Source organism: Agrobacterium sp. S7/73 (assembly GCF_019355535.1).
Lineage (GTDB): Bacteria > Pseudomonadota > Alphaproteobacteria > Rhizobiales > Rhizobiaceae > Agrobacterium > Agrobacterium tumefaciens.
The window spans coordinates 1994043-2020051 of record NZ_CP072136.1 but is presented as its reverse complement, the minus strand read 5'-3'; the positions used below and the strand labels follow the sequence as shown (position 1 = coordinate 2020051).

The following is a 26009-nucleotide window of genomic DNA, read 5'->3' as shown; positions in this document are numbered from 1 at the left end:
AGGAAAGGGCGGATAATGCGTATTCTCGTGGTTGAGGACGATGCCAATCTCAATCGTCAGCTGACCGACGCGCTGAAAGAAGCCGGTTATGTTGTCGATCAGGCATTTGACGGCGAGGAAGGCCATTATCTCGGCGATACCGAACCCTATGACGCGATCGTTCTCGATATCGGCCTGCCGCAGATGGACGGCATCACCGTCGTCGAGAAATGGCGCGCGGCGGGCAAGGCCATGCCGGTCCTCATTCTCACCGCCCGTGACCGCTGGAGCGACAAGGTGGCGGGCATCGATGCCGGTGCCGACGATTACGTGACCAAGCCCTTCCATGTGGAAGAAGTTCTTGCCCGCGTGCGTGCGCTCATCCGCCGCGCCGCTGGCCACGCTTCCTCCGAACTCGTCTGCGGACCGGTCAAGCTCGATACCAAATCCTCCAAGGCAACGGTCAACGGCGTGACGCTGAAGCTCACCTCGCATGAGTTCCGCCTGCTTTCCTATCTCATGCATCACATGGGCGAGGTCGTCTCGCGCACGGAGCTGGTCGAACATATGTACGATCAGGATTTCGACAGGGATTCCAACACGATCGAGGTGTTTGTCGGACGTTTGCGCAAGAAGCTCGGGGTTGATCTGATCGAGACCATCCGTGGCCTCGGTTACCGGATGCAAGCGCCGGCAGATGCGAAGTAGCTCTCTTACCGCCCGCGTTCTTCTTCTCGCCTCCGCCTGGTCGGCGCTGGCGCTGGTGGTCATTGCCGTCGTGATCTCGACGCTCTACCGGCAGGGCGTGGAGCGCAGCTTCACCGATCTTCTGCGGGCGCAGCTTTATAACGTCATTAATTCCGTGACGATTTCGAACGAGAATACGCTGGCCGGCAGCCCGCAGCTCGGCGATCTCCGGTTCTCGCAGCCTGATACCGGCTGGTACTGGGTGGTGGAGCCGCTCGGCAATTTCCAGACGGCACCGCTGGTCTCCTCTTCGCTCGGCGTCGCGTCCTTGCCGGTGCCGAGCATTATCGATGCTCCCTTCGATAACAGATACGAGCGTTTTTATGCCGTGACCGACGAGGCGGGCAACAAGGTGCGGGTGGCGGAAACGGAAGTCGTGCTGGATGGTGAAGGCCGTGCGGCGCGTTTCCGCGTTTCCGGCAACCTCAACGTCGTTGAAGACGATGTGCGCAATTTCTCCAACAGCCTTTATCTGGCGCTCGCCGTCTTCGGTGTCGGCAGTCTGGTCGTCAATGGCCTTGCGATTCTCTACAGTCTGCGGCCGCTCGATCAGGCCCGTCTGGCGCTCGGCAAGATCAGGGGCGGGGAGGCGGAAAGCCTCGAAGGCGAATTCCCGCGCGAAATCCAGCCATTGGCGAACGAAGTCAATGCGCTGATCGACAGCAACCGGCGCATCGTCGAGCGCGCCCGCATGCAGGTCGGCAATCTCGCACATTCGCTGAAAACGCCGATTGCCGTGCTTCTGAACGAGGCCCGCACGCTGGAGCCGCAGCATGGCGATCTGGTGCGCGCGCAGGCTGACGCCATGCAGGCGCAGGTGCAATCCTATCTTTCGCGCGCCCGCATCGCCGCCCAGCGCGGCTCGATCCTTGCCCGTGTGGAAGCGGAGCCGGCGCTGGAACGGCTGGTGCGCGTCATGCGCCGCCTCAACCCCGACAAGCAGTTCGAGCTGAATTTCGAGCATCCGGGGGCAGTGCTGGGCATGGAACAGCAGGATCTGGAGGAGATCGTCGGCAATCTTCTCGAGAATGCCGCGCGTTTTGCACAGACCAAAGTCGTCGTCACGCTTGCGACCGGCACTCACCCGTCCTCCGACCCCGAAATGGGCCGGCGCTCATGGGTGGAGTTGATCGTGGAGGATGACGGGCCGGGGCTGGAGCCCGGGCAGATAAGTGAAGCGATGAAGCGCGGCAGGCGGCTGGACGAAAGCCGTCCGGGCACCGGCCTCGGATTGTCGATCGTTTCCGAAGTGGTGTCTGAGTACCATGGCCACTTTTCCCTCTCGCGCAGCGGGATAGGTGGCCTGAAAGCCGATCTGATTTTGCCTGGCCTCTCGAAAGAGCTTGCGTGAGGCAAGAAAAAAGGCAAGAAATTCAATGCCGATATATAACGCGCGGTGCGGTAAGGAAAAGAGGACAGGGTTTGGTTGACGTGTATGATGGCTGCCGCTCCGTGACGATGCGTTCGCTGGTGTCACGCCCGACACTTCTCTCGATCCTGTGCGTATCGATGCTGAGCGCCTGCACCACCACGGGCACCCGTTCGGCCGGTGGCAGCCTGTTCGGCGGTTCGGCACAACCTTCAACGCCGTTCCTTGCCAACATGCAGGGCGGCATTGTCGGACGAAGCGGTCTGCAGCTCGAAAAGGGCGACCGCACCAAAGCGCTCGAGGCCGAATATCGCGCACTGGAAACCGCCCCGGTCGGTACGCCGGTGACATGGACCGGCGACGATGCCAGCGGCCAGGTGGTTGCCAATGCGCCCTATCAGGTGGGCAACCAGAATTGCCGGCAATATTCCCACACGCTGACTGTCGATGAAAAGGAAACCCGGGTTCGCGGTGCGGCCTGTCGCAATGCCGATGGCAGCTGGTCTCCTTTGACGTAAATCAAGGTCATGGACCTTTCCGAGTGACAGGAAGGGCTATAGCGGTGCAGCTGGACGCCGGGCGGTGCGGCGTGATGTCTCAAATTCGCGTCATCTCCGCGCTTCATGTTTCCATGTGCCGTGCATTCGAGTAATTGAGCCTTATGTTCTGGATTGTCGTTGCGATATTGACGGCGGCTGTCGCCATCGTCCTGATGTACCCGCTGATGCGGAAGACCGAGGTGTCGCAGACGCGCCGCGACGGCGAGGTTGCAGTCTATCGCGACCAGCTTGCCGAACTGGACCGCGAGCGTGCCGCCGGCCTGATCGGCGAGACGGAGGCGGAATATGCCCGCGCCGAAATCGGCCGCCGGCTGCTTGCCGCAGCCGATACCCGTCAAGACGCTGAAAGCAGCGCCCGGCCGCTGCGGCACAATCTCGCCGTAACCCTGATTACCGTTTTGCTGCCCGCACTTGGCCTCTGTCTTTACATCTGGAAGGGAAGTCCGGAAGTGCCGGACATGCCGCTCGATGCACGTCTGGAGCAACCCGGTAACGACATGAACCTTCTGGTCGCCCGGGCCGAGCGGCACCTGGCCGAAAACCCCGACGACGGTGCAGGCTGGGATATCCTGGCGCCGATCTATTTCAAGACGATGCGGCTTGGCGATGCCGAGCTTGCCTATCGCAACGCGCTTCGTCTGCAAGGGCCGAGCACAGAACGGCTGACGGGACTTGGCGAAACACTGGTGGCGAGCAATGACGGCATCGTCATCGAGGCTGCGCGTGAGGCCTTTGCCGAAGCCGAGCGGCTGAAACCCGGCAATCCACGCGCCCGCTTTTATCTGGCGCTGTCGCTGGAGCAGGCGGGCAAGGCGCAGGAGGCACGTGCGGCCTTTGCAGCACTGGCGGCGGATGCACCAGCCGGTGCGCCATGGTTGCCGCTGGTGCGGGAACATATCGCCAGAACCGGCGGCGAGGCAGCGCCCGGCCCGACCGCAGGCGACGTGGCGGCGGCGAAAGACATGACGCCCGCCGACCGGCAGGCGATGGTCGAGGGCATGGTGGCGAGCCTCGACGCCAAGCTCAAGGAAAATCCCGGTGATTTCGAAGGCTGGATGCGCCTCGTGCGCGCCTATTCCGTCTTGAACAATGCAGCGAAGGCGGGCGAGGCACTGAGAGCCGGTTTGCAGGTTTTCCCGCCTGAGGGCGAAGAGGGTAAGCAGCTTCTGGCGCTGGCGAAGGAATTGGGAGTTTCCGCCGGACCCGTTCGCATGGACGGGCAAGGGCGCGCGATGCCGCAGGGAGTGACGCAATGACCCGCAAACAGAAACGGCTCGCAATCATCGGCGGCGGCATGAGCTTCATCGTCGCGGCCGTGCTGCTCGTCATGTTCGCCTTCGGCCAGTCCATAGCCTATTTCTACATGCCGGCCGATCTGGAAAAGACGCCGGTCAATCCCGGCACCCGCATCCGCCTTGGTGGGCTGGTGGCGGAAGGCTCCGTCAAGCGCGGGGAGGGCCGCACGGTGAGCTTCACAGTGACTGACGGTGAAGCAAACGTGCCCGTCAGCTATACCGGCATTCTGCCCGATCTTTTCCGCGAGGGGCAGGGCGTGGTGACGGAAGGCGTTTTCGATGCCGCGACCCATGGCTTTGTTGCCGACAGCGTTCTGGCCAAGCATGACGAAAACTACATGCCGAAGGAAGTGGCCGACCGGCTGAAAGACAAGGGCCTGTGGCAGAACACCGGAGAGGGCGGGCAACCTTCCGGCGCAGCGCCTTCTCCTGCGGGGGCTTCAGCCGACAAGACCGGAGCGATAAAATGATCAATGAGATCGGCCACTACGTTCTGGTTCTGGCACTCGCCGTGGGGCTGATCGTCTCGACGCTGCCGGTGATCGGCGCGCGCCGCAACGACCGGGCGCTGATGGATATCGCCTCGCTCGGCTCCGTCGTGATGTTCGTGCTCGTGGCCTTGTCCTTTGCGGCGCTGACGCGGGCCTATGCGGTTTCGGATTTCTCCGTGCGCAACGTCTGGGAAAACTCCCATTCGCTGATGCCGATGCTCTACAAGTTGACCGGCGTCTGGGGCAACCATGAGGGCTCCATGCTGTTGTGGCTGCTGATCCTGGTATTTTTCAGCGCGCTCGTTGCCGTCTTTGGTCGCAACCTGCCGGAAACGCTGAAAGCCAATGTGCTGTCCGTGCAGGCATGGATTTCCGTCGCGTTCCTGCTGTTCATTCTGCTCACCTCCAATCCGTTCATGCGTCTGGAGCGGGTGCCGGCCGAAGGGCAGGACCTGAACCCTATCCTTCAGGACTTCGGCCTCGCCATACATCCGCCGCTGCTTTATCTCGGTTATGTCGGCTTTTCCGTCTGTTTCTCCTTCGCCGTCGCTGCACTTCTGGAGGGCCGGATCGATGCGGCCTGGGCGCGCTGGGTAAGGCCGTGGACGCTCGCCGCATGGACCTTCCTGACGGCCGGTATCTCCATGGGATCTTACTGGGCCTATTACGAACTCGGCTGGGGCGGCTGGTGGTTCTGGGATCCGGTTGAAAACGCCTCCTTCATGCCATGGCTTGCGGGCACCGCACTGCTGCATTCGGCACTCGTCATGGAAAAGCGCGAAGCGCTGAAAATCTGGACCGTGCTTCTGGCGATCATGACCTTTTCGCTGTCGCTGCTCGGCACCTTCCTCGTGCGCTCCGGCGTCTTGACCTCCGTGCACGCCTTCGCCACCGATCCGAGCCGCGGCATCTTCATTCTCGGCATCCTCACCGTTTTCATTGGCGGAGCTTTCGCGCTGTTCGCATGGCGGGCGCCCTCGCTGAAGGTGGGTGGATTGTTCGCGCCGATCTCACGCGAAGGGGCGCTGGTCCTCAACAATCTGATCCTGACGGTCTCGACCGCAACGGTACTGATCGGCACGCTCTATCCGCTCATTCTCGAAACGCTGACAGGCGAAAAAATCTCGGTCGGCGCGCCGTTCTTCAACCTCACCTTTGGCCTCCTGATGATCCCGGTCCTGATCGTCACGCCATTCGGGCCGATGCTCGCCTGGAAGCGCGGCGATCTTCTCGGCGCTTTCCAGCGGCTTTATGTGGCGGCCGCCATTGCAGCCCTTGCCGGGCTGACGCTCTGGTACGTGGAGAACGGCGGCCCGGTACTCGCCGCACTTGGCATCGCAGCCGGTTTCTGGCTGATCTTTGGGGCGCTTGCCGATCTCTGGTATCGGGCCAATTTCGGCAAACTGGCCTTCGGCATCGCTTTTCGACGCCTGAAGGGCCTGCCGCGTTCGGCCTTCGGCGCCGCACTTGCCCATATGGGGCTTGGCATCACCGTGCTCGGCATCGTCACCGTCACCACCTTCGAGACCGAAACCGTTCTTGAAATGAAGCAGGGCATGGAGGCGAAGGCGGGCGGCTACAGTCTCACCTTCGATGGCATCCGCCATGCCGTCGGCCCTAATTTCACCGAGGATCGCGGCCATTTCACCATACGCAAGGCGGGTGTGGAAGTGGCCGACGTCTGGTCCTCCAAACGGCTCTACACCGCACGGCGAATGCCGACCACGGAAGCGGGCATTTTGACCTTCGGCCTCAGCCAGCTCTACGTCTCGCTCGGTGACCCGATGGCGGATGGCGGCATGGTAGTGCGCATCTGGTGGAAACCCTTCATCCTGTGCATCTGGGGCGGCACGCTGTTCATGATGGCCGGCGGTTTGATATCGCTCTCCGACAGACGGTTGAGGGTGGGCGCACCGAGCCGCAAGGCGAAGCCGGCAAAAACGGCCGCGATGCCGGAGGCGGCGGAATGAGGGAGGTTGTGGCGGGGCTCACGCTCCTTCTCGTTCTCATGTTTACGTCATGGCCGGCCTTCGCCTTCAACCCGGACGAGGTGCTGAAAGACCCCGCACTGGAACAGCGCGCCCGCAATCTCACGTCTCAACTGCGTTGCATGGTCTGTCAGAACCAGTCGATCGATGACAGTAATGCCGAACTGGCACGGGACCTGCGCGTTCTGGTGCGGGACAGGCTGGTGGCAGGCGATAGCGATCAGGCTGTTGTCGACTACGTCGTGTCTCGTTATGGCGAATTCGTGCTGCTGAAACCGCGTTTCAGCCTGCGTACCGCACTTTTGTGGGGCGCGCCCATCGTTCTGGCGCTTGCGGGAATATTCGCCATCCTCGTTTTTTCGCGTCGGCGCGCCACCCAGGAGCGGCCGGAAAAACTGAGCGCGGACGAAGAAGAGAGAATTCGTAATCTCATTGAAAAATAACTGATTTTCATATCCGTCCTCGGTTCTTTTTCAACATTACGGTTTTTTCATTCGTCAGACACTTCGCTGTAAGGTGTCGCCTCCTATATCTTCATCATCCACCGCTTCTCCCCCGGTCAAACGGGTTCCAGTCTGAATGAAGAAAGAAGGTACACCATGTCTCACTCGCAAAACGGACGCTCCTCGCTGAAGACGGTTCTGAAGGCAACGACCGTTGGCGGTCTTGCCGCGCTGATGCTTTCCACAGGCATCGCCGCACCGATCGTTCATTCCTTTGCCGCTCCGGTCGAGGTGACTGCGCCGCAGGTTCCGAGCTTCGCCAATGTGGTCGAGGCGGTTTCGCCCGCCGTCGTCTCCGTTCGCGTCCAGTCGAACGTGCAGCCCGCTTCCGATGATTCCAGCAACTTTTCCTTCAATTTCGGCGGCCGTGGTCTCGACCAGCTGCCGGACGACCATCCCCTGAAGCGCTTCTTCAAGGAATTCGGCGGCCCCAACCAGGACCGTCCCGACCGTGGTCCGAACCGTCACCGTGACGGCAAGGGTCCGCTGCGCCCGGTCGCTCAAGGATCCGGCTTCTTCATCTCCGAAGACGGTTATGTCGTCACCAACAACCACGTTGTCGATGACGGCTCCGCCTACACGGTGGTGATGAATGACGGTACCGAACTCGAAGCCAAGCTCGTTGGCCGTGATCCGCGTACCGATCTGGCGCTGCTGAAGGTCGATGTAAACCGCAAGTTCACCTATGTGCAGTTTGCCGACGATAGCAAGATTCGCGTCGGTGACTGGGTCGTAGCCGTCGGTAACCCCTTCGGCCTCGGCGGCACGGTAACCTCGGGCATCGTTTCTGCCCGTGGCCGCGATATCGGCTCCGGCCCCTATGACGATTACCTGCAGATCGACGCCGCCGTGAACCGCGGCAACTCCGGTGGTCCCGCCTTCAATCTCAACGGTGAAGTCGTCGGCATCAACACCGCGATCTTCTCGCCCTCCGGCGGCAATGTCGGTATTGCTTTCGCCATCCCGTCGTCCGTTGCCAAGGACGTGATCGCCGACCTGCAAAAGGACGGCAAGGTCGAACGCGGCTGGCTCGGCGTGCAGATCCAGCCCGTCAGCAAGGACATTGCCGAGTCGCTTGGTCTTGCCGAAGCGAAGGGCGCGCTCGTCGTCTCGCCGCAGTCCGGTTCGCCGGGCGACAAGGCTGGCATCAAGCAGGGTGACATCATCACTGCCGTCAATGGCGACCCGGTCAAGGATGCCCGCGATCTGTCGCGTCGCATCGGCAGCATGACGCCAAACAGCAAGGTTGAAATCTCGCTCTGGCGCGGCGGCAAGTCGCAGTCGGTCACCGTGACGCTTGGCGATCTCGCAAGCGACGACGCCTCCAAGGCAACGCCGGGCCAGGAAAATGACAGTGGCAGCAAGCCTTCCAGCGCAAAGGTGCTGTCGAGCCTCGGCCTGACGGTTGCGCCCGCTGACGACGGCAACGGCCTTGCCATCACTGATGTCGATCCGGACAGCGACGCCGCTGCCCGTGGCCTGAAGACGGGTGAGAAGATCACCTCCGTCAACAACCAGCAGGTGGCTTCTGCCGCCGATATCGAGAAAGTTCTCGAGCAGGCGAAGAAGGACGGACGCTCCAAGGCGCTGTTCCAGATCCAGACGGACAGCGGCAGCCGCTTCATCGCACTGGATATCGACCAGGGTTGATAATCTGAGATGCGACGCCGGTTCTTCTTCGAGCCGGCGTCGCTCGGGACTGTGTCTCCCCTTGAGGGCGGGACAGAGTATGTGGAACGCGCGTGCCGCTTGTTTCTTCTCCGCTAGGGAGGAGAAGGTCGCGGCAGCGGGATCAAGGGCAAGGCCAGCGATAGACCGCGCCCTTGCCCCCTCATCCGACCCTTCGGGCCACCTTCCCCCCGCCGGGGAGAAGACAAGGACCCACAAAGCCGGTCCAGTCAGCACCGAGGAGGAAATCTCATGGAAAACAAGGTTCAGGAAATGTCCGTCGCATCTGTTTCCGGTTGTGCGGAAAAGGGCGAGGGCGCTATTGTCCCGCACATGAAGATTCTTGTTATTGAAGACGATCTCGAGGCTGCGGCCTATATGACCAAGGCGTTCCGGGAAGTCGGTATCGTTGCCGACCACGCGAGCGATGGTGAAAGCGGCCTGTTCATGGGCTGCGAGAATTCCTATGACGTGATGGTGATCGACCGCATGCTGCCGCGCCGCGACGGACTTTCCGTCATCAGCGAGCTGCGCCGGCGCGGCATCGAGACGCCGGTTCTCATTCTTTCGGCGCTTGGGCAGGTGGACGACCGCGTGACCGGCCTGCGTGCTGGCGGCGATGATTATCTGCCCAAACCCTATGCCTTTTCCGAACTTCTCGCCCGCATCGAAGTGCTGGGCCGCCGCAAGGGCAAACCCGAACAGGACATGGTCTACCGTGTCGGCGATCTCGAACTTGACCGGCTGTCCCATGATGTCCGGCGCGGCGGCAAGGAAATCCTGTTGCAGCCGCGTGAGTTCCGCCTGCTGGAATATCTCATGAAGAATGCCGGCCAGGTGGTGACCCGCACCATGCTTCTGGAAAACGTCTGGGATTATCATTTTGACCCGCAGACCAATGTCATCGACGTGCATGTGTCCCGCCTCCGTTCGAAGATCGAAAAGGACTTCGAAAAGCCGCTGCTGAAGACCATTCGCGGCGCGGGTTACATGATGAAGGACGAGGGCTGATTGGCGAAAATGGTCCGCCTCAGAATATTGTTCCGGTCAACAGCGGTGCGCCTTTCTGCGCTCTATATCCTGCTGTTTGCGCTTTGCGCCGCCTTTCTGGTCTTTTATGTCACCGCGCTTTCCGAACGGCTGCTGAACCAGCAGACGCGTGACGCGGTGCTGCAGGAAGTGTCGGATGTGCAGCGCATCTACAATCGCGGTGGCATCAACCCGCTGTTGCGGATGATGGAGCGCCGTGCCCGCCAGCCGGGGGCGAGCCTTTACATCATCGCCGGCCCCAATGGCGAAATCCTTGCAGGCAACGTCGCTTCCGTGCAGCCCGGCGTGTTTGACAAGGAGGGCTGGACGGGTTTCCCCTTCCGTTACGAACGTTACTCCGAAAGCGGCGACAGCGTGCAGCATATGGCGACCGCCAATGTCTTCATGCTGGACAACGGCCTGCGCATCCTGATCGGCCGCGATCTCGGCGAACCCACCAAATTCCGGGCGCTGGTGCGCAATGCGCTGATGGTGGCGCTTGCCATCATGAGCGCCGGTGCGCTGCTCATCTGGTTCGGCATCGGCCGCAATGCCTTGAAACGCATCGACCGCATGTCGGCAGCGACCAAGAAGATCATGGCCGGCGATCTTTCGCAGCGCCTGCCGCAGGGCCGCTCCGGCGACGAGTTCGATCGGCTGTCCGGCTCGCTCAACGCCATGCTCGGCCGTATCGAAAAGCTGAACGAGGGCTTGCGGCAGGTGTCCGACAACATCGCCCACGACCTCAAGACACCGCTGACGCGGCTGCGCAACAAGGCAGCCGCCGCCTTGGATGATAACGACGAGACGAAACGGCGCGCGGCACTCGAAGGCATCATCGCAGAATCCGACCAGTTGATCCGCACCTTCAATGCATTGTTGATGATTTCCCGCGTCGAGGCCGGCTCCATCGCCGCCGAAATGACCGATGTGGACATGTCGGCAATCGCCGCCGACAGCGCCGAACTTTACGAACCGGTGGCCGAGGACGCGGGACTTACGCTTGAGGCCGAGATCGAACCCGGTCTTTCGGTGCAGGGCAACCGTGAGCTGATCGGCCAGGCGCTTTCGAACCTCATCGACAACGCCATGAAATATGCCTGCGAATGCGAGGGCGACAAAAAACTCATCGTGCGTCTGGTGAGCGAACCGGACGCCATCGTGCTGTCCGTCTCCGATAACGGCCCCGGCATCCCCGCTGACAAGCGCGGCGAGGTGCTGAAACGTTTCGTGCGGCTGGACGAAAGCCGCTCCAAACCCGGCACGGGGCTAGGCCTGTCGCTGGTGGAGGCCGTGATGGAATTGCACGGCGGATCGCTTGCGCTGTCGGACACCGACACTACGAATTCCGTCTGCCCGGGCCTGACCGTCTCGATGATCTTTCCCGTTTCGACCCAGTAAGCCGCGCTATCCAACGCCGCTGCCACCAGCACCGGCTGGTCACCGCTATTTGTGCGGAAATTCGTTCACCTCCGAGAAATAATCGTCTCTCGAGATTGAATTGAAAGATGATCGGAAGAATATCTTATAAGGTTCTACAGCTGGACTTTATGAGGGGATCGCATCGCGATCGGCAAAAGGACTTATGATCGATGGCAAACATGGCCCCCTTGGTCGGCGACCACCATGGACCGATCATTCTGTTCGATGCCGAATGTGTGCTGTGTTCCGTGAATGCGCAATTCGTACTGCGGCATGACAAGGCCGGATATTTCCGGCTGGCCTCCATGCAGGGAGCCGTCGGCACGGAAATCTACCGGCGGCACGGAATGGACCCCATAAATCCGGTCAGCCTGCTCGTTGTCGATGGCGACAGGGTGCGACAGGATAGCGACGGCGTTCTTGCTATCTATGAGGCGCTTGGCATGCCCTGGCGGCTGCTTGGCATGTTGCGCATAATTCCCGCATTTCTGCGCGATCCCGTCTATCGTTTTGTCGCCCGCAATCGCTACCGTCGGTTCGGAAAACGCGCGCAATGCTGGGTGGCGCCGCCGGAATACAGGGACAGGATTCTCTGAACTTAGCGACGATCCTCCGCCCAGGGCAGGCGACAATTTCAGGCGGTGGGACAGACACGTGACGGCGTTGCGGAGATGGTTACGCATCCCCGCAACGCCACGTCGCCATCGGCTCAGAACGTATAAGCCACGCCAATCATCGCGAAGGGCTGGATGTCCTTCTTGGAGAGCGGGCTGTCCTTGGCATCGCCCAGCAGGAAGCCAACACCGCCGGCGCCGGTGATCGACCAGTTCTCGGTCATAAGGTAAGTGAGGGAGGCGCTGGCGTCGATGCGCTTGAAGCCTGCCTTGGCGTCATAGCGGCGCAGGCCGGAACGGGCGGATTGGGCCGAGGTGACGCCGAAATAGGATTTCATGTGCTTGTCGTCCGCCCAGGTGGCGGAGAGGTCCGCGCCAAGGATGAACTGGTCGACTTTGTGCGAAACGCTGGCGCCGACGGTTGCGGTCAACCCTTCGCTCCCGCTGATGGTCTTGTCCACCTTCGCATAGACCTCGAAGGGATCGATGCCATAAGCGATAACACCGCCGACCACGCCGCCCGCCTTGATGTCACCCATTCCGCGAAGATTTTTCTTGTCGTCCTTTTCCCTGCGCCCGGCTTCCCAGCCGCCCTTGACGCCCAGTCTGAAGCCGTTGCTGTTCAGCAGGTTGACGGTGACGCCACTGAAATCGATGCTCAGCGTATCTCCATACTCAACGGAAACCAGGGGAACCGCGCCTGCTTCCAGCTTGTCCGAGCCCTCATATTTGGGAGCGTAGGCAGCACCCACGCCAAGTGTGATTTTCCACTCACTGGAACTGCTGTAGCGGGCATTGTCGAAATTGCCCTGCGGTTCGGCGAACCTGTCCGATTTGCCGAGATCGGCAGCGAGGACGGGCGTGCAGACGGCCTGCGCCAGGGGCAGCGCGGTCAGGCACAACGCCATCGCACGCAGGTTCTTTTGCCATTTCACTGTAAAAATCTGTTTCATGATCTTATCCGTTGCAGCATCAAGCGTTGCAAAACCTGGGAGTCGGGTTTCGTTGAGCAGGACGCTACGTGGGCATAATTGCGGAGACATTACGCGAGATTGCCGGCCACGACAGAAATGGCGCTTCCTCAGGCCAGACCTCGGAAAAGATCGGCAAAAACGGTTTTCCTGATCGCAAAGCGCCACGCATTTGTTACAACGCGGAGTGTATGCGCCCGGAAGCTTCGACAATGCGTGGCGGCAGGACGATTTTGCGGGGAGCGATCCTTCCTGAGAATCAGGCACGGTCGAAGCGCAAGGATGGGTCGCTCGGGAGAGGGAGAGAGACAGTGACGAAACGGGAAACCGCTGAAAGGCGGCTGAGCGAGGTTCTGCCGGGAGTTATCCGCCCCTATACGCAGACGGAACTGAAATCCGTTCTCTCCACGCTGAAGGATATCGCCAAGGGCGAGCCAGCTGTGGCCGCGCTTCTTGCCGCCGAAAGCCCGCTGAAGGACTTCATCGCTGCGGCTTTCACGCTGTCGCCCTATCTGCGCGACATGGCCGCGGCGGATGAGGGGCTGCTGACGCTCGCGATTTCAAAACCGCTGGAGCCACTGCTGGCCGATCTCGTCCGTGAAGCGCGCTATTGCTGGAAGCCGGGGCAAGAGGGCGGCGTGCCCGTCGAAAACGAGGTGATGTCGCGCTTGAGGATCGCCAAGCGTCGGCTTTCCTTCGTCGCAGCGCTTGCCGATCTCGCGCGCATCTTCACCGCCCGCGATACCACGAGCTGGCTGAGCGACATGGCGGATGCTTCGCTGTCGGCCGCCATCGACCACCTGCTGCTTGTCGGCCATGAGACCGGCAAGCTGAAACTGAAGAACGTGGCCGCGCCAAGCGAAGGTTCCGGCCTGATCGTGCTTGGCATGGGCAAGCTCGGCGCTCGCGAACTGAACTATTCCTCGGACATCGACGCAGTGGTGTTCTTTGAACCCTCTGCTGGCATTATCGACGATCCCTATGCTGCGACAGAGAATTTCGGCCGCATGATGCGCCGCCTCGTGCGTATCATGCAGGAACGGACGGCAGACGGTTACGTCTTCCGCACCGATTTGAGGCTCCGGCCAGACCCCGGCTCGACGCCGCTCGCCATTCCCGTGGAAGCGGCGCTGCTTTATTACGAGGGCAGGGGCCAGAACTGGGAACGCGCCGCCTATATCAAGGCGCGGCCGGTGGCCGGCGATCTGAAGGCCGGCGACAATTTCCTGCGCGAACTGACACCTTTCATCTTCCGCAAATATCTCGATTACGCGGCGATTGCCGATATTCACTCCATCAAGCGGCAGATCCATGCGCATAAGGGCCATGGCGCAATTGCGGTTAAGGGCCATAACGTCAAGCTCGGACGCGGCGGCATCCGCGAGATCGAGTTCTTCGCGCAGACGCAGCAGCTGATTGCCGGCGGCCGTATGCCGGCGCTCAGGGTCCGCGCGACGCAGGAGGCGCTGGCGGCGCTCACCGAAGCGAAATGGATCGATGCCGAAACGCGCGACAGCCTGACGGACGCCTACTGGTTCCTGCGCGAAGTGGAACACCGCATTCAGATGGTGCGCGATGAGCAGACCCACGTGCTGCCCGACACCGAAACTGAACTGAAGCGCATTGCCTTCATGCTCGGTTTTGAAGATACCAAGGCGTTTTCCGAGAAGCTGGAAAAGGTGCTGCGGCTGGTGGAGCGCCGTTATTCGGCGCTGTTCGAACAGGAGACGAAACTCTCCGGTGAGGCAGGCAATCTGGTCTTCACGGGCCAGAAGGACGATCCAGATACGCTGAAAACCCTCTCAGCACTTGGTTTTCAGCGGCCGGAGGATATTTCCCGCGTCATCCGCACCTGGCACAATGGCCGGTACCGGGCAACGCAATCGGTCGAGGCGCGCGAGCGGCTGACGGAGCTGACGCCGGATCTGCTGCGCGCCTTTGGCGAAAGCAAGCGGGCGGATGAGGCGCTGCTGCGCTTTGATAATTTCCTCTCCGGGTTACCGGCGGGCATCCAGCTCTTCTCGCTGCTCGGCAACAATCAGGCGCTGTTGTCGCTGCTGGTGACGATTATGTCGTCGGCCCCGCGCCTCGCCGAAATCATCGCCGCCCGCCCGCATGTCTTTGACGGCATGCTGGACCCGGCGCTGATGAGCGACGTGCCGACGCGCGAATATCTTGCCCAGCGCATGGGCAATTTCCTTTCCAATGCCCGCCACTACGAGGATATTCTCGACCGGCTCCGTATTTTCGCCGCCGAGCAGCGCTTTCTCATCGGCGTGCGGCTGTTGACAGGCGCGATCCGTGGCGAGATCGCCGCCCGCGCCTTCACCCATCTTGCCGATCTGGTTATTGAAGCGGCCCTGAATGCCGTTCTCTCGGAGATGGAGACGGCGCATGGGCCATATCCGGGCGGGCGCGTGGCCGTGATGGGCATGGGCAAGCTCGGCTCCTTCGAGCTGACCGCGGGTTCGGATGTCGACCTCATTCTCCTCTACGATTACGACGATGCCGCCCATGAATCGACCGGCGCAAAACCGCTCGATGTGGTGCGTTATTTCACTCGCGTCACCCAAAGGCTGATTGCCGCACTATCGGCGCCCACGGCCGAGGGGGTGCTTTACGAGGTGGACATGCGGCTTCGCCCCTCCGGCAACAAGGGGCCGGTGGCGACGCGCATTTCCGCTTTTGAGAAATACCAGCGCGAGGAAGCCTGGACCTGGGAACATATGGCGCTTTCCCGCGCTCGCCTGATCTGTGGCAAAGCCTCGCTGATGGAAGATGCGCGCGGCATCATCGCCTCGGTACTGTCCCAAAAGCGCGATGTGGCGAAAGTCTCAGCCGATGTGCTGGAAATGCGAAGCCTCATTGAACAGGAAAAGCCGCCGGAAAACATCTGGGATTTCAAGCTCATCAATGGTGGGCTGATCGACCTCGAATTCATCGCCCAATATCTGGCGCTGGTCGGTCCCGCCAGGGGTCTCCAGCCGCACGAACCGGGTCGCAACACGGCAGAGGCATTGCAGGTGCTGGCCGCCCCGGTGATGGAGCAGCAATCCTTCGACGACTGCATGGCGGCGACGGCGCTTTACACCGAGATATCGCAGATCGTGCGGCTGTGCATCGACGGTGCTTTCAATCCGAAGGAAGCGCCTGCCGGTCTTATCGATCTGGTTTGCCGGGCCGGGGATTGCCCGGATATTTCCACGCTGGAGGGCGAGGTGAAGCGGCTGGCGAAGGTTGTCAGGAAGGCGTTTGTGGCAACGGTGAAGAATGGCGGGTGATGGTGGGTATCGCGCGTTCTGCCTTCACTTACTGCAACGCAAGGGGCACAGCCCGATATTCCTCAATGCACCGTGCCACAGCACCCTGCCGCATGCGGGATGATAATCGTCACCACCGTGCCTCTGCCTTCGCAGGAGCGGATTTTCATCGTGCCGCCATGCAGCCTGACGAGCGAGCGCGAGATGGCGAGCCCGAGGCCTGAGCCGCCCTGGCTTTTGGCGTATTGGCTCTGCACCTGCTCGAAGGGCTGGCCAATCTTGTCAAGCGCCTCGGCGGGAATGCCGATGCCGGTATCGGCGATGGTGAGGATCATGGCGGCCTGATGCACATGGGTGCGCAGCGCTACGCGGCCGCCATTACCGGTGAACTTCACGGCATTGGACAGAAGGTTGAGCATGATCTGCTTCATGGCGCGGCGGTCGCCCTGCATCGTCAGCCCGGCGCAGACCTTCTGCTGCACGGTGATGTTCTTCTGTTCCGCCTGGATGGCGGTCAGCCGCAGGGTTTCCTCGATCAGCGGCGCGAGATCGATTGTCTCGCGGTTGATCCGCATATGGCCGGCCTCGATCTTGGACATATCGAGAATGTCGTTGATGACATTTAGGAGGTGCTTGCCGCTGTCGTGGATATCCCGGGCATATTCGGAATATTTCGGCGAGCCAACCGGGCCGAACATCTCGTTTTGCAGGATGTCGGAAAAGCCGAGAATGGCGTTGAGCGGCGTTCGCAGCTCATGGCTCATATTGGCGAGGAATTCGGACTTTGCGAGGTTTGCCGCCTGGGCGCGCTCTTTTTCGGCGAGATAATTGGCGTTGGCGTCTGAAAGCTCCGTCTTCTGCCGCTCCAGCTTATGCTGCGAGGCGGAAAGATCGCCGATGGTGGCCATCAGCCGGCGTTCGGAGTCACGCAGGCGCTCCTGATGGCGCTTCAGAAGCGTAATGTCGGTGCCGACGGAGACGAGGCCGCCGTCACGGGTGCGGCGTTCATTGATCTGTAGCCAGCGATCATCGGCAAGCTGCACTTCCGTCATGCGCGAAAGGCCGGACTGATCGGGGTCCGCAACGCGCCGCTCCACGACCGGGCGTGCCGCAGCCGCCTGCACGGCGCTCTTTTCGGTGCCCGCTACCAGAACGCTGTCCGGCAGGCCGTAAGCCTTCTGGTAATGGGTGTTGCACATGACGAGACGGTCGTTCTTGTCCCACAGCACGAAGGCTTCCGAGGTGGATTCGATGGCGTCTGCAAGGCGCTGGTCTGCCTCGGCATAACGTTGCGCAAGGCGGTGCTGCTCGGTCACGTCCATGGCGATGCCGATGACGCGCGGGCCGTTATTGGTGCGGATGACCTGGGCGCGGGCGCGCAGCCAGACATAGTGGCCTTTCGCGTGGCGCATGCGGAAGATCTGGTCGATCTGGCGCAGATCACCGCAGCCGACAGCACGGGCAAGCTCGTAGAGGTTCCCATCTTCGGAATGCATCATGCGCGCCGCATCGGAAAAGGACAGCGGTGCGGCCTTCGGCGGTCTGCCGAGGATTTCGTAGAGCGAGCCCGACCAGAACATGCGCCGCGTGGAAAGATCGAAGTCCCACAGGCCGCAGCGGCCACGTGACAGCGCCGTCTCCACCCGCAGGTTCGATTCAGCGAAGATGTCGTCAGCGTCGCGGGCGCGTTTGACCTGCATGTAATAGGCGTAGAGCACGACGAGAAGGATCGAGGAGATTCCGGCAAACAGCGTCACGTTCATGGCGATTTCGCTGCGCCAGAAAGAACGGATCGGCTCAAGCGAGCGCGCCGCGATGACCATGCCGCCATCGTCGCCGAAGGGGATCATCGTCGCATAATGCGGCTGGTTGTCGATATTGGTTTCGATGGTGCCGGGGGCACCGGGAAAACGCTGAACAATGGCGATTTCGGGAAGCAACGCCGGCAGGGAGGTGCCGATATAAAGCGTGGCGCCCTTGCCGGCGCCGGCGAAAATCCGACCGTTACTGCCCGACAGAAGCACCATGGTGCCATCAGCAAGGCTGCCCGAAGGCAGCGCTGCGGCAAGGCTCGCCTCGGCGCGGGTGCGCTCTTGCGAGGCAAAGACAATACCGTTGTTGATAAGGGCTGCTTTGGCCGTCAGCGCTGTCAGTGCGGTAGAGTGGCGGGCTGCCTCTTCCATGCGACTATATTCGGCAACGATGCCCAGCATGCGTGACGCCGCGATGACGACGAGAAATGCAAGAATGAGAATGGGAATGAGGCGCTTCAGCAGGGTCTCGACCTGCGGCATCGGGCGGTCGGAGCCGTTCATCAAACCCATCAGGTCGCTGGAAAGCCTTTCGCCCCAGGCCGCAAGATCAGAAAATTTGGCATACGGCCGCTCATCGCCCGCAGTCGCCCGCCGCACGTTCGTCATTGTCCCGCCTTCAAGATATCCCCACTGATTCGAAGCGCCGCCGCTCGAATATGCATAGTGAATCAAATGCGATTCGCCGTGTCCAGAGGCAAAAGTTAAAAGAATTTTAACCCCTTGAACCGACTCCGTATTTTTTCGGGACAGCGCGTTACGGTCTGCACAGCGGCGCCAGGCATTGGAAAAACCGACACCCGGATGGCCGGTCTGGGACGTTCCGGTGTGTTCCGGCCGGTGGTTCTCAAGCCTTGTCGAAAGCTTCAAGAGCAGGTCCAAGTGCGCCGAGAACGCCGTTTCCGGCGGCAGGAAGCCCGGTCAGCACCGCGCTGATGATATCGTCACGGCTTGCGCCATGCGCTTTGGCTTCCAGCACATGAAATGCCACACCGCCTTCAAGCCGCAGTGCGGCAAGAATGCCGATATAGACCAGGCATTGCGTCTTGGCATCCAGCGTGGACGCCGCACCCAGCCCCTGCACGGCCTGAAGCCAGACCGCCTGATGGGCCGGGGCCTCGGTGATGAAACGCTGGAACGAATTGCTGGTGTTGGAAATATCCGTCATTTGAAGTCCCTTTCCGCTTGCGGCCGCGTTCCGGCCTGTCGCTGACGATTGTGTCGCGCAATGCGTTGCGCCGCCTTGACGGAAATCAAGACGGCGCACAGGCATTGTCCGGAATAGGGGAGTTGGCGAATGTTCGCCGGGTATTATCCTTTCAGAATACGCCCGACGATATCGCTGACATCCGTCGAAAGACCTTTTGCTTCGGCGATCGTCGAAAGTGCTGCCTTGGCGTGTTCGGCGCGGCTTGCTTCCAGCGACCGCCAGGAGCGCATGGAGGTGAGAATGCGCGCGGCAAGCTGCGGGTTACGCTTGTCGATGGCTATGATCTGCTCGGCGAGGAACCGGTAGGCGGCACCGTCGGCGCGGTGGAAACCGGTAGGGTTGGAGAAGGCGAGCGTGCCCACCAGCGACCGTACCCGGTTGGGATTGGAGGCGATGAAGTGTTTCGACGTCATCAGCGCCTTGATACGTTCCAGCGCGCCGTCGCCGGGAATAGCGGCCTGCAACGAGAACCATTTGTCGAGAACCAGCGCATTGTCGGCAAAGCGGGCTTCGAAGGCGGCAAGCGCCTCCTTTGTCTCCGCGCTGTCGGGGAAACGTTGGGTCAGCACACCAAGCGCGTGCGCAAGATCTGTCATGTTGGTGGCGCTGGCATAGGCCTTTGCCGCCCTGTCAGGCGTTCCCTCGGCAAAAGCAAGGAAGCTCAACGCGCCGTTGCGAAGCGAACGCCGTCCAGCGCTGTCAGCATCGGGGCTGTAGGCTTCACCATTGCCGTCACTGTCGGCGAGCAGGCGGAGCGTCTCGATACCGGCTGTGGCAATGGCCTTGATCGTCGCGTTGCGGGCCTTGTGGATGGCGTCCGGGTCGGTATTGCCGCCCAGTTCGCGAGCGATGTCCGTTTCGCTCGGCAGCGCCAGCGCCTGTGCGCGGAAAGCGGGTTCAAGCGAAGCATCGCCGACGATTTCGATCAGCGTTGCGATGAGGTCGGCGTCCGAGCGTACTTCTTGGCCGTTCTGCACGGCCCTGGTGGCGGCAATCAGCGCCGGCAAAGCGAGATCGGTAAGCGCCTGGAAACGGGCAAACATATCCGTCTCGTGCCGGGCGACCTGCACCAGATCGGCAGCACTCTGTTCGAAATGCAGGTTGATCGGCGCCGAGAAGCTGCGGTTGAGCGACAGCACTGGGCGCGATGAAATGCCGGAGAAGGAGAATGTCTGGTTGCGTTCGGTCAGATGCAGCACGCCGTCACGGTATTCGCCGCCCGTAACAGCCTGCGGCTCGGCGATCTGGCCATTGTCGAGAATCAGCGCCAGCGACAGCGGAATATGACGCGGTTGCTTCACCGATTGGCCGGGCGTTGGTGCGACGGTCTGTTCCAGCGTCAGCCTGAAGGTCGCCTTGGCGGCATCGTAAGCGGAGGAAACGGAGACGAGCGGCGTGCCGGCCTCGGTGTACCACAGCGAAAACTGCGACAGGTCGCGGCCGCTGGCATCGGCAAAACTCTTGACGAAATCCTCAACAGTCGCCGCTTCGCCGTCATGACGTTCGAAATAAAGGTCCATGCCTTTCTTGAAGTCGTCTTCCCCAAGGATCGTGGCGATCATGCGGGTAACTTCGGCGCCCTTTTCATAAACGGTCGTCGTGTAGAAGTTGTTGATTTCGCGATAGGTATCGGGGCGTGGTGGATGGGCCAGCGGACCGGAATCCTCTGGAAACTGCTCCGATTTCAGGTGACGCACATCGGCGATGCGCTTGACCGGGCGCGAGCGCATGTCGGCGGAAAATTCCTGGTCGCGATAGACCGTCAGGCCTTCTTTCAGGCACAGCTGAAACCAGTCGCGGCAGGTGATGCGGTTGCCGGTCCAGTTGTGGAAATATTCATGCGCGATGATGCGCTCGATATTGGCGTAGTCCGCGTCGGAGGCAGTTTCCGGGTCGGCCAGCACGAATTTGTCGTTGAAGACGTTGAGACCCTTGTTCTCCATCGCGCCCATGTTGAAATCGGACACGGCGACGATCATGAAAATATCGAGGTCGTATTCACGGCCGAAGCGTTCCTCATCCCACTTCATCGAGCGCTTCAGCGCATCCATGGCATAGGCCGCGCGCGGCTCCTTGCCATGCTCGACATAGATCTTCAGCGCCACTTCGCGGCCAGAAAGGGTGGTGAACGTGTCTTCCACCACGCCGAGATCGCCGGCGACAAGCGCAAAGAGATAGCTGGGTTTCGGGTGCGGATCGAACCAGGCTGCGAAGTGGCGGCCTTCATCGTAATTGCCGCCGCCGAGGAAGTTGCCGTTCGACAACAGCAGCGGATTGCCCTCCTTCGCGGCGATGATCGTCACCGTATAAGGTGCCAGAACATCGGGCCGGTCTGGGAAATAGGTGATGCGGCGGAAACCTTCCGCCTCGCACTGGGTGCAATAAACGCCGTTGGTGCGGTAAAGCCCCATCAGCTGCGTATTGACCTGCGGATTGATGTAATTGGTGACACAGATTTCGAAGGGCGTCTCCGCAGGCAGATCGCGGATCGTCAGGCTATCGGGCGTCGCGTCATATTGGCTTGCGGGAATGTCCACCTGATCGAGCAGCAGGCCCGAAAGCGTCAACTCGTCGCCATCGAGAACGAGCGGCGCTGACACATCGACGCGCTCTCGGCGATGAAAGATCAGACGGGCTTCGACCTTGGTATTCTTGGGGTCGAGTTCGAAGGTGAGATCCACCCGCTCCAGAACGAAATCGGTGGGGCGGTAATCTGCCAGGTGAACGATCTGGCCCGTGTCTGTTCGCATGACTGTTCCTGAATAACTTTGTCGTTGTCCTCCGGGCATCATGTCGTCATAAGGCCCGGATGTAAAATAGGTAGAGTATTCGTCACAATCATGTGCGCATCGGGAGGACGTTCTGTCCTGCCATGGAAGGCTTTGCCGGCCCTGCAGACGATCCTGCCGCTGCCGGACCTGCGGACCATGCCAGCAAATGTTGAACGATTGCTGAAATTGTATTTTATTTTCTTCAAATTTTAGCGCGTGTCGCTTTTGGTCTGATTCTCACGTCGCCATCAGGGCTGAATGCCTGAACAATGGGGTGAGGAGGCCACAAGCCAGGGAAAGCAATCCTGCGCCTCACCAGATCAACGGAATTCATGGGTAAATAACATTTTTTGTTGTAAAGCGCTTCGGGAATGCTCTAGCCTTGGGCAAATCCAATTCCCCCGCGTCGTCCTCCCCCGCATGAACAATCTCCCGATGGCGTGTTTGCGCAGCCGATATGAGTAACTGCCGATGAACGCCGAACCGACAAATCCCTTTCGGGGGATAAGCCTGAAGCTGATTTCGGTTGGCTTTTTTCTGGTGATGCAGACTTGTATCAAGGCCTCCGGTCCCGATGTGCCGGCCGGTCAGATCACTTTCTTCCGCTCCGCTTTTGCCATCATCCCCATCGTCGTTTATCTTGCCTGGCTGCATGCGCTGACGAGCGCGCTGCACACCAACAATCTCATCGGCCATTTCAAGCGCGGGTTTCTCGGCATTCTCTCCATGGCCTGCGGGTTTTACGGGCTGACGCTGCTGCCGTTGCCGGAATTCATCGCCATCGGTTATGCCTCACCGCTGCTGGCCGTCGTGTTCGCCGCCTTCATCCTGCGCGAGAAGGTGCGCATCTACCGCTGGAGCGCGGTTTTCGTTGGCATGATGGGCGTGCTGGTTATCCTGTGGCCGAAGATGACCCTGTTGCGTGAAGGCGGTTTTGCTGCGGGCGAGGGGCTGGGCGCGATTGCCGTGCTCTGCGGGGCAGCACTTGGCGGTCTCGCAATGATCCAGGTGCGGCAACTGGTGGAAACGGAAAAGACGCCGACCATCGTTCTCTATTTCTCGCTCACGGCCACCTTGCTGTCGCTCGTCAGCGTACCCTTCGGCTGGAGCGCTCTGGATACCAAGCAGGCCGTGCTGTTGATCACCAGCGGCATTTGTGGCGGCGTTGCACAGATCTTCCTGACGGAGAGCTATCGCCACGCGGAGGTCTCCACTATCGCGCCCTTCGAATACAGCTCCATCGTTTTCGGGATAGCGGTCTCCTATATCCTGTTCGGAGACATTCCAACGCTCACCATGCTGATCGGCACGGCAATCGTGATTTTCGCCGGCATCTTCATCATTTTCCGCGAGCACCAGCTGGGCCTGGCGAGACGCGCGGCACGCAAGGCCTCCACGCCGCAGGGGTAACGCACCAAATTTGGCGGAGGTCGCAAACATGCGGCATCGTCGGCGCCAGAGCCGTTGTCGTTTCGTCGCCTAGTCCCGCAAATGCAAAAGGCGCCTTCCCGAAGAAAGACGCCAGCGCGCAATCAAAGATATGGACCGGTTTTACACCGGCCTGAGTGCTCTCAGCGCTCGCGGAAATCCGCAAAGACAGCTGCAGGACGTGTGACGCGAACCTGCTGCATGGCAGCACGTGCGGTCATCTGTTCGTTAGCGGCAGCGCCGAAACGATGGTAACCCTGACTGGAGCGAGGGCCGAGGCCCGCCAGTCGGAGCGTTTCAAAGCCGGAATGTACCGGACGGAAGCGAGTGGTCATTGCCTTGGTTCCTTAAACCGAATTCCTCCCAAGACACAGGCTGGCTTATCGCAGTGCAGCATGGATTCGGCAAGCCGGGTCAGCGCGCCGCTGTTATGCGTAATACGCATGGCTTTTTTCATACTTCGTTTACTCTGAGTAAGAATCAGGCAATCAGCCTTCGGAGATTTTTGCCTTAAACGCCAATAAATCCTGCCATGCCAATGACTTGCTGGCAGGTGCGTTTAGAAGTTCCTGCGGATGCAGGCTCGCCAGCGCCGGTAAAACCAGATGCCCGGCTGCGACATCACGCCACTGTCCGCGCAGCGTATGGATCGTTCCGGTGCCGCCGAAAAAGAAACGTGCGGTCAAGTTGCCAAGAAGCAACAGGTGTTTCGGCTCCGCAAGTGCGATCTGGCGCTCGATGAAGGGGCGGCAAATATCCATTTCGGCCTGAGTCGGCGGGCGGTTGCCCGGTGGACGCCAGGGCACGACATTGCCGAGCATGATGCGTGCGCGGTCAAGGCCGATAGCGGCCAGCATACGGTCGAGCAGCAGCCCGGTCTTGCCGGCAAAAAGCTGGCCCTCGCGGTCGTCATCCGCATCCGGCATCGGGCCGATCACCATGACGGCGCAAGCAGGGTCGCCTTCGGTGAATACCGTGTTGCGGGCGCTGTTCTTGAGGTTGCAGCCGCTGAAACCCTCAAGCGCGATTTTCAGTTCGGAAAGCGACCTTGCGCTTTCAGCCGCAAAACGGGCAGCCGCCACGGCCTGTTCGTCCGGCATGGCAACATTCTGCTGAAGTGCCGGAGCAGGCGGCGCGCCTCTCGTCGGCGCGCTGCGACCTGCCGTCTGCCGCTGCGGAGCATCGGCACGACGCTCCGTGCCGCTGTCCATCTGGTGTGCGGGCGCAGAGCTTTCCTGACGCACTGCCGGTCGGGCAGGGCGGGAGGCGGCAAATTCGGCGAAACGGTCAACAGGTCCGTCTTCCAGCAACCAGTCCACGCCCGCATCCGCATGGAAATGCAGAAGCGCGGCGAGTTCGGCCGGGGAGAGGTCGTGAGCGGCGATCATGGGGTGAAATTATCCCATGTTCCACGCCCGGGGAACCCGTAAATCACGCTGTCCAGCGCTGAATGTCACCGCTTTCGCCGATCATGGCCAAACCATGGGCAATCGAGAGCAACTCGCCGCCGGTTTCGATCCGGTCCGCGTCGAAACGACGGGTGAAAAGCTCGCGCACCGCCGGCACGAAGGAGGTGCCGCCGGTGAGGAACACCTTGTCGATTGCCTCAGGCGCGACTTGCGTCTTCTCCAGAACCTCGTCCAGCGCGCCCTCGATCTTGGCGAGGTCGTCGGCGATCCAGTTGTTGAAGTCGCTGCGCTTGACCATTTTGCGGCCGGCCTTGCCGAGCGGCGCGAAGTTGAATTCCGCTTCTTCGGCCGAGGAAAGCGCCATCTTGGTGGCGGAAATCGACTGATAAAGCGGATAACCCTCGTCATGCTCCACGAGATCGATGAAGAGTTCGAGCTTGTCCGGCTCCAGCGCCGAGCGCACCAGCGATTTCAGATCGGTGAATTCCTTCGAGGTCTTGAAGATCGACAGCTGGTTCCAGCGACCGAAATTCACGTAGTAGCCGGAAGGCACGTCCAGCACCTTGTCGAAGCTCTTGAACTTGCTGCCCTTGCCGATTTCCGGCGAGACCAGATTGTCGATCATGCGGAAGTCGAAATGGTCACCGGCGACACCGACGCCGGAATGGCCGATGGGGGTGGCGGAAAGCTTGCCGGCATGGGTCTCGAAGCGGATCAGCGAATAGTCGGTGGTGCCGCCGCCGAAATCCGCCACCAGCACATTGGCGTCCTTCTTCAGGCTCTGGGCGAAATAATAGGCGGCCGCCACCGGCTCGTAGACATAGTGGATTTCGGGAAAACCGGCACGCGTCAGCGCTTCGTTGTAGCGGGAGAGCGCCAGCGTCTCATCCGGATTGCTGCCGGCGAAACGCACGGGGCGACCGGCGATGACGGTCGAGACGTCGCTTGGCCACTCTGCGCCCGCATAGGTTTTCAGCTTGCGCAGAAACACGTCCATCAAATCCTCGAAGCTCTGGCGCTTGGCGAAGATCAACGTGCCCTGAAAGAGCGGCGAGGCCGCAAATGTCTTGATCGACTGCAGGAAGCGGCAATCGCCCGCATTGTCGATGAATTGCCTGATGGCAGCGTGGCCCGCTTCCACGTGCAGGGCAGCCGCACCAAGGCCCGAATCCTTCATGAAGGAGAGCGCGGTGCGCATGCTGTCATCCGTGCCCGCGCTGCTGGTAAACTGCATGGAGCGGCTTTCGCCGCCGCCGTCGGAAAGAGCCATGACCGTGTTGGTCGTGCCGAAATCGAGGCCCAGTGCCCGCTTTTGCGTCATCGCCATATCCTTGTCGCCGATAGAAATGCTCGCCCGGCCCAAAGGCGGCCCGGCGTGAGAATAAGGGACGCATTTGGCATCCCGATGTCAGAGGAGGGCGGTTGATTGCACAGGCCCGGCAGAATGGCAAGCGCCACTTCTCGGTTTATTAAAACATTAGAAT

At 60.8% G+C, this 26009-nt stretch carries 20 protein-coding genes; 13 read left to right on the top strand and 7 right to left on the bottom strand.

Going from position 1 to position 26009, the window contains the following annotated elements; all coding sequences use genetic code 11:
* Positions 1-15: 15 nt before the first annotated feature.
* From J5276_RS09970 to J5276_RS09920, 11 genes are all read left to right on the top strand, one after another.
* Entirely contained in the window at positions 16-687 is a 672-nt protein-coding gene (locus tag J5276_RS09970) for a response regulator transcription factor (protein WP_003512135.1), read from the top strand.
* Positions 677-2077, top strand: a complete 1401-nt coding sequence (locus J5276_RS09965) for a HAMP domain-containing sensor histidine kinase (RefSeq protein ID WP_003512137.1) — start codon at positions 677-679, stop codon at positions 2075-2077. Before J5276_RS09970 ends, J5276_RS09965 begins: the two co-directional genes overlap by 11 nt.
* A 107-nt stretch (positions 2078-2184) precedes the next feature.
* Positions 2185-2613: a hypothetical protein gene (locus tag J5276_RS09960; protein ID WP_112155310.1), complete on the top strand. Its 429-nt coding sequence runs from the start codon at positions 2185-2187 to the stop codon at positions 2611-2613.
* Positions 2614-2756: 143 nt separating this feature from the next.
* Positions 2757-3911 (top strand): c-type cytochrome biogenesis protein CcmI, encoded by a 1155-nt coding sequence (gene ccmI / locus J5276_RS09955; RefSeq protein WP_162632940.1) that lies wholly within the window; start codon positions 2757-2759, stop codon positions 3909-3911.
* On the top strand, positions 3908-4420 hold the full coding sequence (ccmE, locus tag J5276_RS09950) for a cytochrome c maturation protein CcmE (protein WP_003512141.1): 513 nt from the start codon (positions 3908-3910) through the stop codon (positions 4418-4420). Before ccmI ends, ccmE begins: the two co-directional genes overlap by 4 nt.
* A complete protein-coding gene (locus J5276_RS09945; protein WP_111796152.1) occupies positions 4417-6411 on the top strand; it encodes a heme lyase CcmF/NrfE family subunit in 1995 nt (664 codons plus the stop codon). Before ccmE ends, J5276_RS09945 begins: the two co-directional genes overlap by 4 nt.
* A complete protein-coding gene (locus J5276_RS09940; protein WP_025592862.1) occupies positions 6408-6872 on the top strand; it encodes a cytochrome c-type biogenesis protein CcmH in 465 nt (154 codons plus the stop codon). Before J5276_RS09945 ends, J5276_RS09940 begins: the two co-directional genes overlap by 4 nt.
* Positions 6873-7028: 156 nt before the next feature.
* A complete protein-coding gene (locus J5276_RS09935) occupies positions 7029-8582 on the top strand; it encodes a Do family serine endopeptidase (protein ID WP_003512147.1) in 1554 nt (517 codons plus the stop codon).
* A 270-nt stretch (positions 8583-8852) separates the two neighbouring features.
* The gene (locus J5276_RS09930) at positions 8853-9611 is read left to right on the top strand and encodes a response regulator transcription factor (protein ID WP_013635754.1); all 759 of its coding nucleotides are present in this window, start codon (positions 8853-8855) and stop codon (positions 9609-9611) included.
* Between the two features lie 9 nt (positions 9612-9620).
* Entirely contained in the window at positions 9621-11030 is a 1410-nt protein-coding gene (locus tag J5276_RS09925) for a HAMP domain-containing sensor histidine kinase (protein ID WP_003512151.1), read from the top strand.
* 191 nt (positions 11031-11221) lie between these two features.
* Positions 11222-11647, top strand: coding sequence for a thiol-disulfide oxidoreductase DCC family protein (locus tag J5276_RS09920; RefSeq protein ID WP_112155272.1), 426 nt, complete (start codon positions 11222-11224; stop codon positions 11645-11647).
* Between the two features lie 113 nt (positions 11648-11760).
* On the opposite strand, the gene J5276_RS09915 is transcribed toward J5276_RS09920, so the two are convergent.
* Entirely contained in the window at positions 11761-12618 is an 858-nt protein-coding gene (locus tag J5276_RS09915; protein ID WP_162632928.1) for a MipA/OmpV family protein, read from the bottom strand.
* 329 nt (positions 12619-12947) lie between these two features.
* Between J5276_RS09915 and J5276_RS09910 the strand changes: the two genes are divergently transcribed.
* Entirely contained in the window at positions 12948-15917 is a 2970-nt protein-coding gene (locus tag J5276_RS09910; protein ID WP_112155273.1) for a bifunctional [glutamine synthetase] adenylyltransferase/[glutamine synthetase]-adenylyl-L-tyrosine phosphorylase, read from the top strand.
* Between the two features lie 62 nt (positions 15918-15979).
* Here the strand turns inward: J5276_RS09910 and J5276_RS09905 are convergent, their stop codons facing one another.
* The 3 genes from J5276_RS09905 to pepN form a co-directional block, all read right to left on the bottom strand.
* Entirely contained in the window at positions 15980-18316 is a 2337-nt protein-coding gene (locus tag J5276_RS09905) for a PAS domain-containing sensor histidine kinase (RefSeq protein ID WP_019564062.1), read from the bottom strand.
* Between the two features lie 238 nt (positions 18317-18554).
* A complete protein-coding gene (locus J5276_RS09900) occupies positions 18555-18875 on the bottom strand; it encodes a carboxymuconolactone decarboxylase family protein (RefSeq protein WP_003512161.1) in 321 nt (106 codons plus the stop codon).
* A gap of 143 nt (positions 18876-19018) precedes the next feature.
* Positions 19019-21667, bottom strand: a complete 2649-nt coding sequence (pepN, locus tag J5276_RS09895) for an aminopeptidase N (RefSeq protein ID WP_112155274.1) — start codon at positions 21665-21667, stop codon at positions 19019-19021.
* A 492-nt stretch (positions 21668-22159) separates the two neighbouring features.
* On the opposite strand from pepN, the gene J5276_RS09890 reads away from it, so the two are divergent.
* Positions 22160-23098, top strand: a complete 939-nt coding sequence (locus J5276_RS09890; RefSeq protein ID WP_003512165.1) for a DMT family transporter — start codon at positions 22160-22162, stop codon at positions 23096-23098.
* A gap of 161 nt (positions 23099-23259) precedes the next feature.
* Here J5276_RS09890 and J5276_RS09885 read toward each other — a convergent pair whose 3' ends face one another.
* From J5276_RS09885 to J5276_RS09875, 3 genes are all read right to left on the bottom strand, one after another.
* The gene (locus J5276_RS09885; protein ID WP_003497027.1) at positions 23260-23451 is read right to left on the bottom strand and encodes a hypothetical protein; all 192 of its coding nucleotides are present in this window, start codon (positions 23449-23451) and stop codon (positions 23260-23262) included.
* A 153-nt stretch (positions 23452-23604) separates the two neighbouring features.
* The gene (locus tag J5276_RS09880; protein ID WP_112155275.1) at positions 23605-24504 is read right to left on the bottom strand and encodes a uracil-DNA glycosylase; all 900 of its coding nucleotides are present in this window, start codon (positions 24502-24504) and stop codon (positions 23605-23607) included.
* 43 nt (positions 24505-24547) lie between these two features.
* Positions 24548-25846, bottom strand: coding sequence for an Hsp70 family protein (locus J5276_RS09875; RefSeq protein ID WP_003512167.1), 1299 nt, complete (start codon positions 25844-25846; stop codon positions 24548-24550).
* Between the last annotated feature and the right edge of the window lie 163 nt (positions 25847-26009).

Excerpts from the sequence above, each read along its gene's own strand:
- J5276_RS09900 (WP_003512161.1), bottom strand. The coding sequence starts at position 18,875 with ATGACGGATATTTCCAACACCAGCAATTCGTTCCAGCGTTTCATCACC.
- J5276_RS09930 (WP_013635754.1), top strand. The coding sequence starts at position 8,853 with ATGGAAAACAAGGTTCAGGAAATGTCCGTCGCATCTGTTTCCGGTTGT.
- J5276_RS09965 (WP_003512137.1), top strand. The coding sequence starts at position 677 with ATGCGAAGTAGCTCTCTTACCGCCCGCGTTCTTCTTCTCGCCTCCGCC.
- J5276_RS09945 (WP_111796152.1), top strand. The coding sequence starts at position 4,417 with ATGATCAATGAGATCGGCCACTACGTTCTGGTTCTGGCACTCGCCGTG.
- J5276_RS09925 (WP_003512151.1), top strand. The coding sequence starts at position 9,621 with ATGGTCCGCCTCAGAATATTGTTCCGGTCAACAGCGGTGCGCCTTTCT.
- J5276_RS09875 (WP_003512167.1), bottom strand. The coding sequence starts at position 25,846 with ATGACGCAAAAGCGGGCACTGGGCCTCGATTTCGGCACGACCAACACG.
- J5276_RS09905 (WP_019564062.1), bottom strand. The coding sequence starts at position 18,316 with ATGACGAACGTGCGGCGGGCGACTGCGGGCGATGAGCGGCCGTATGCC.
- pepN (WP_112155274.1), bottom strand. The coding sequence starts at position 21,667 with ATGCGAACAGACACGGGCCAGATCGTTCACCTGGCAGATTACCGCCCC.
- J5276_RS09940 (WP_025592862.1), top strand. The coding sequence starts at position 6,408 with ATGAGGGAGGTTGTGGCGGGGCTCACGCTCCTTCTCGTTCTCATGTTT.
- J5276_RS09915 (WP_162632928.1), bottom strand. The coding sequence starts at position 12,618 with ATGAAACAGATTTTTACAGTGAAATGGCAAAAGAACCTGCGTGCGATG.
- J5276_RS09880 (WP_112155275.1), bottom strand. The coding sequence starts at position 24,504 with ATGATCGCCGCTCACGACCTCTCCCCGGCCGAACTCGCCGCGCTTCTG.
- J5276_RS09920 (WP_112155272.1), top strand. The coding sequence starts at position 11,222 with ATGGCAAACATGGCCCCCTTGGTCGGCGACCACCATGGACCGATCATT.
- J5276_RS09935 (WP_003512147.1), top strand. The coding sequence starts at position 7,029 with ATGTCTCACTCGCAAAACGGACGCTCCTCGCTGAAGACGGTTCTGAAG.
- ccmI (WP_162632940.1), top strand. The coding sequence starts at position 2,757 with ATGTTCTGGATTGTCGTTGCGATATTGACGGCGGCTGTCGCCATCGTC.
- J5276_RS09885 (WP_003497027.1), bottom strand. The coding sequence starts at position 23,451 with ATGACCACTCGCTTCCGTCCGGTACATTCCGGCTTTGAAACGCTCCGA.
- J5276_RS09970 (WP_003512135.1), top strand. The coding sequence starts at position 16 with ATGCGTATTCTCGTGGTTGAGGACGATGCCAATCTCAATCGTCAGCTG.
- J5276_RS09960 (WP_112155310.1), top strand. The coding sequence starts at position 2,185 with ATGCGTTCGCTGGTGTCACGCCCGACACTTCTCTCGATCCTGTGCGTA.
- J5276_RS09890 (WP_003512165.1), top strand. The coding sequence starts at position 22,160 with ATGAACGCCGAACCGACAAATCCCTTTCGGGGGATAAGCCTGAAGCTG.
- ccmE (WP_003512141.1), top strand. The coding sequence starts at position 3,908 with ATGACCCGCAAACAGAAACGGCTCGCAATCATCGGCGGCGGCATGAGC.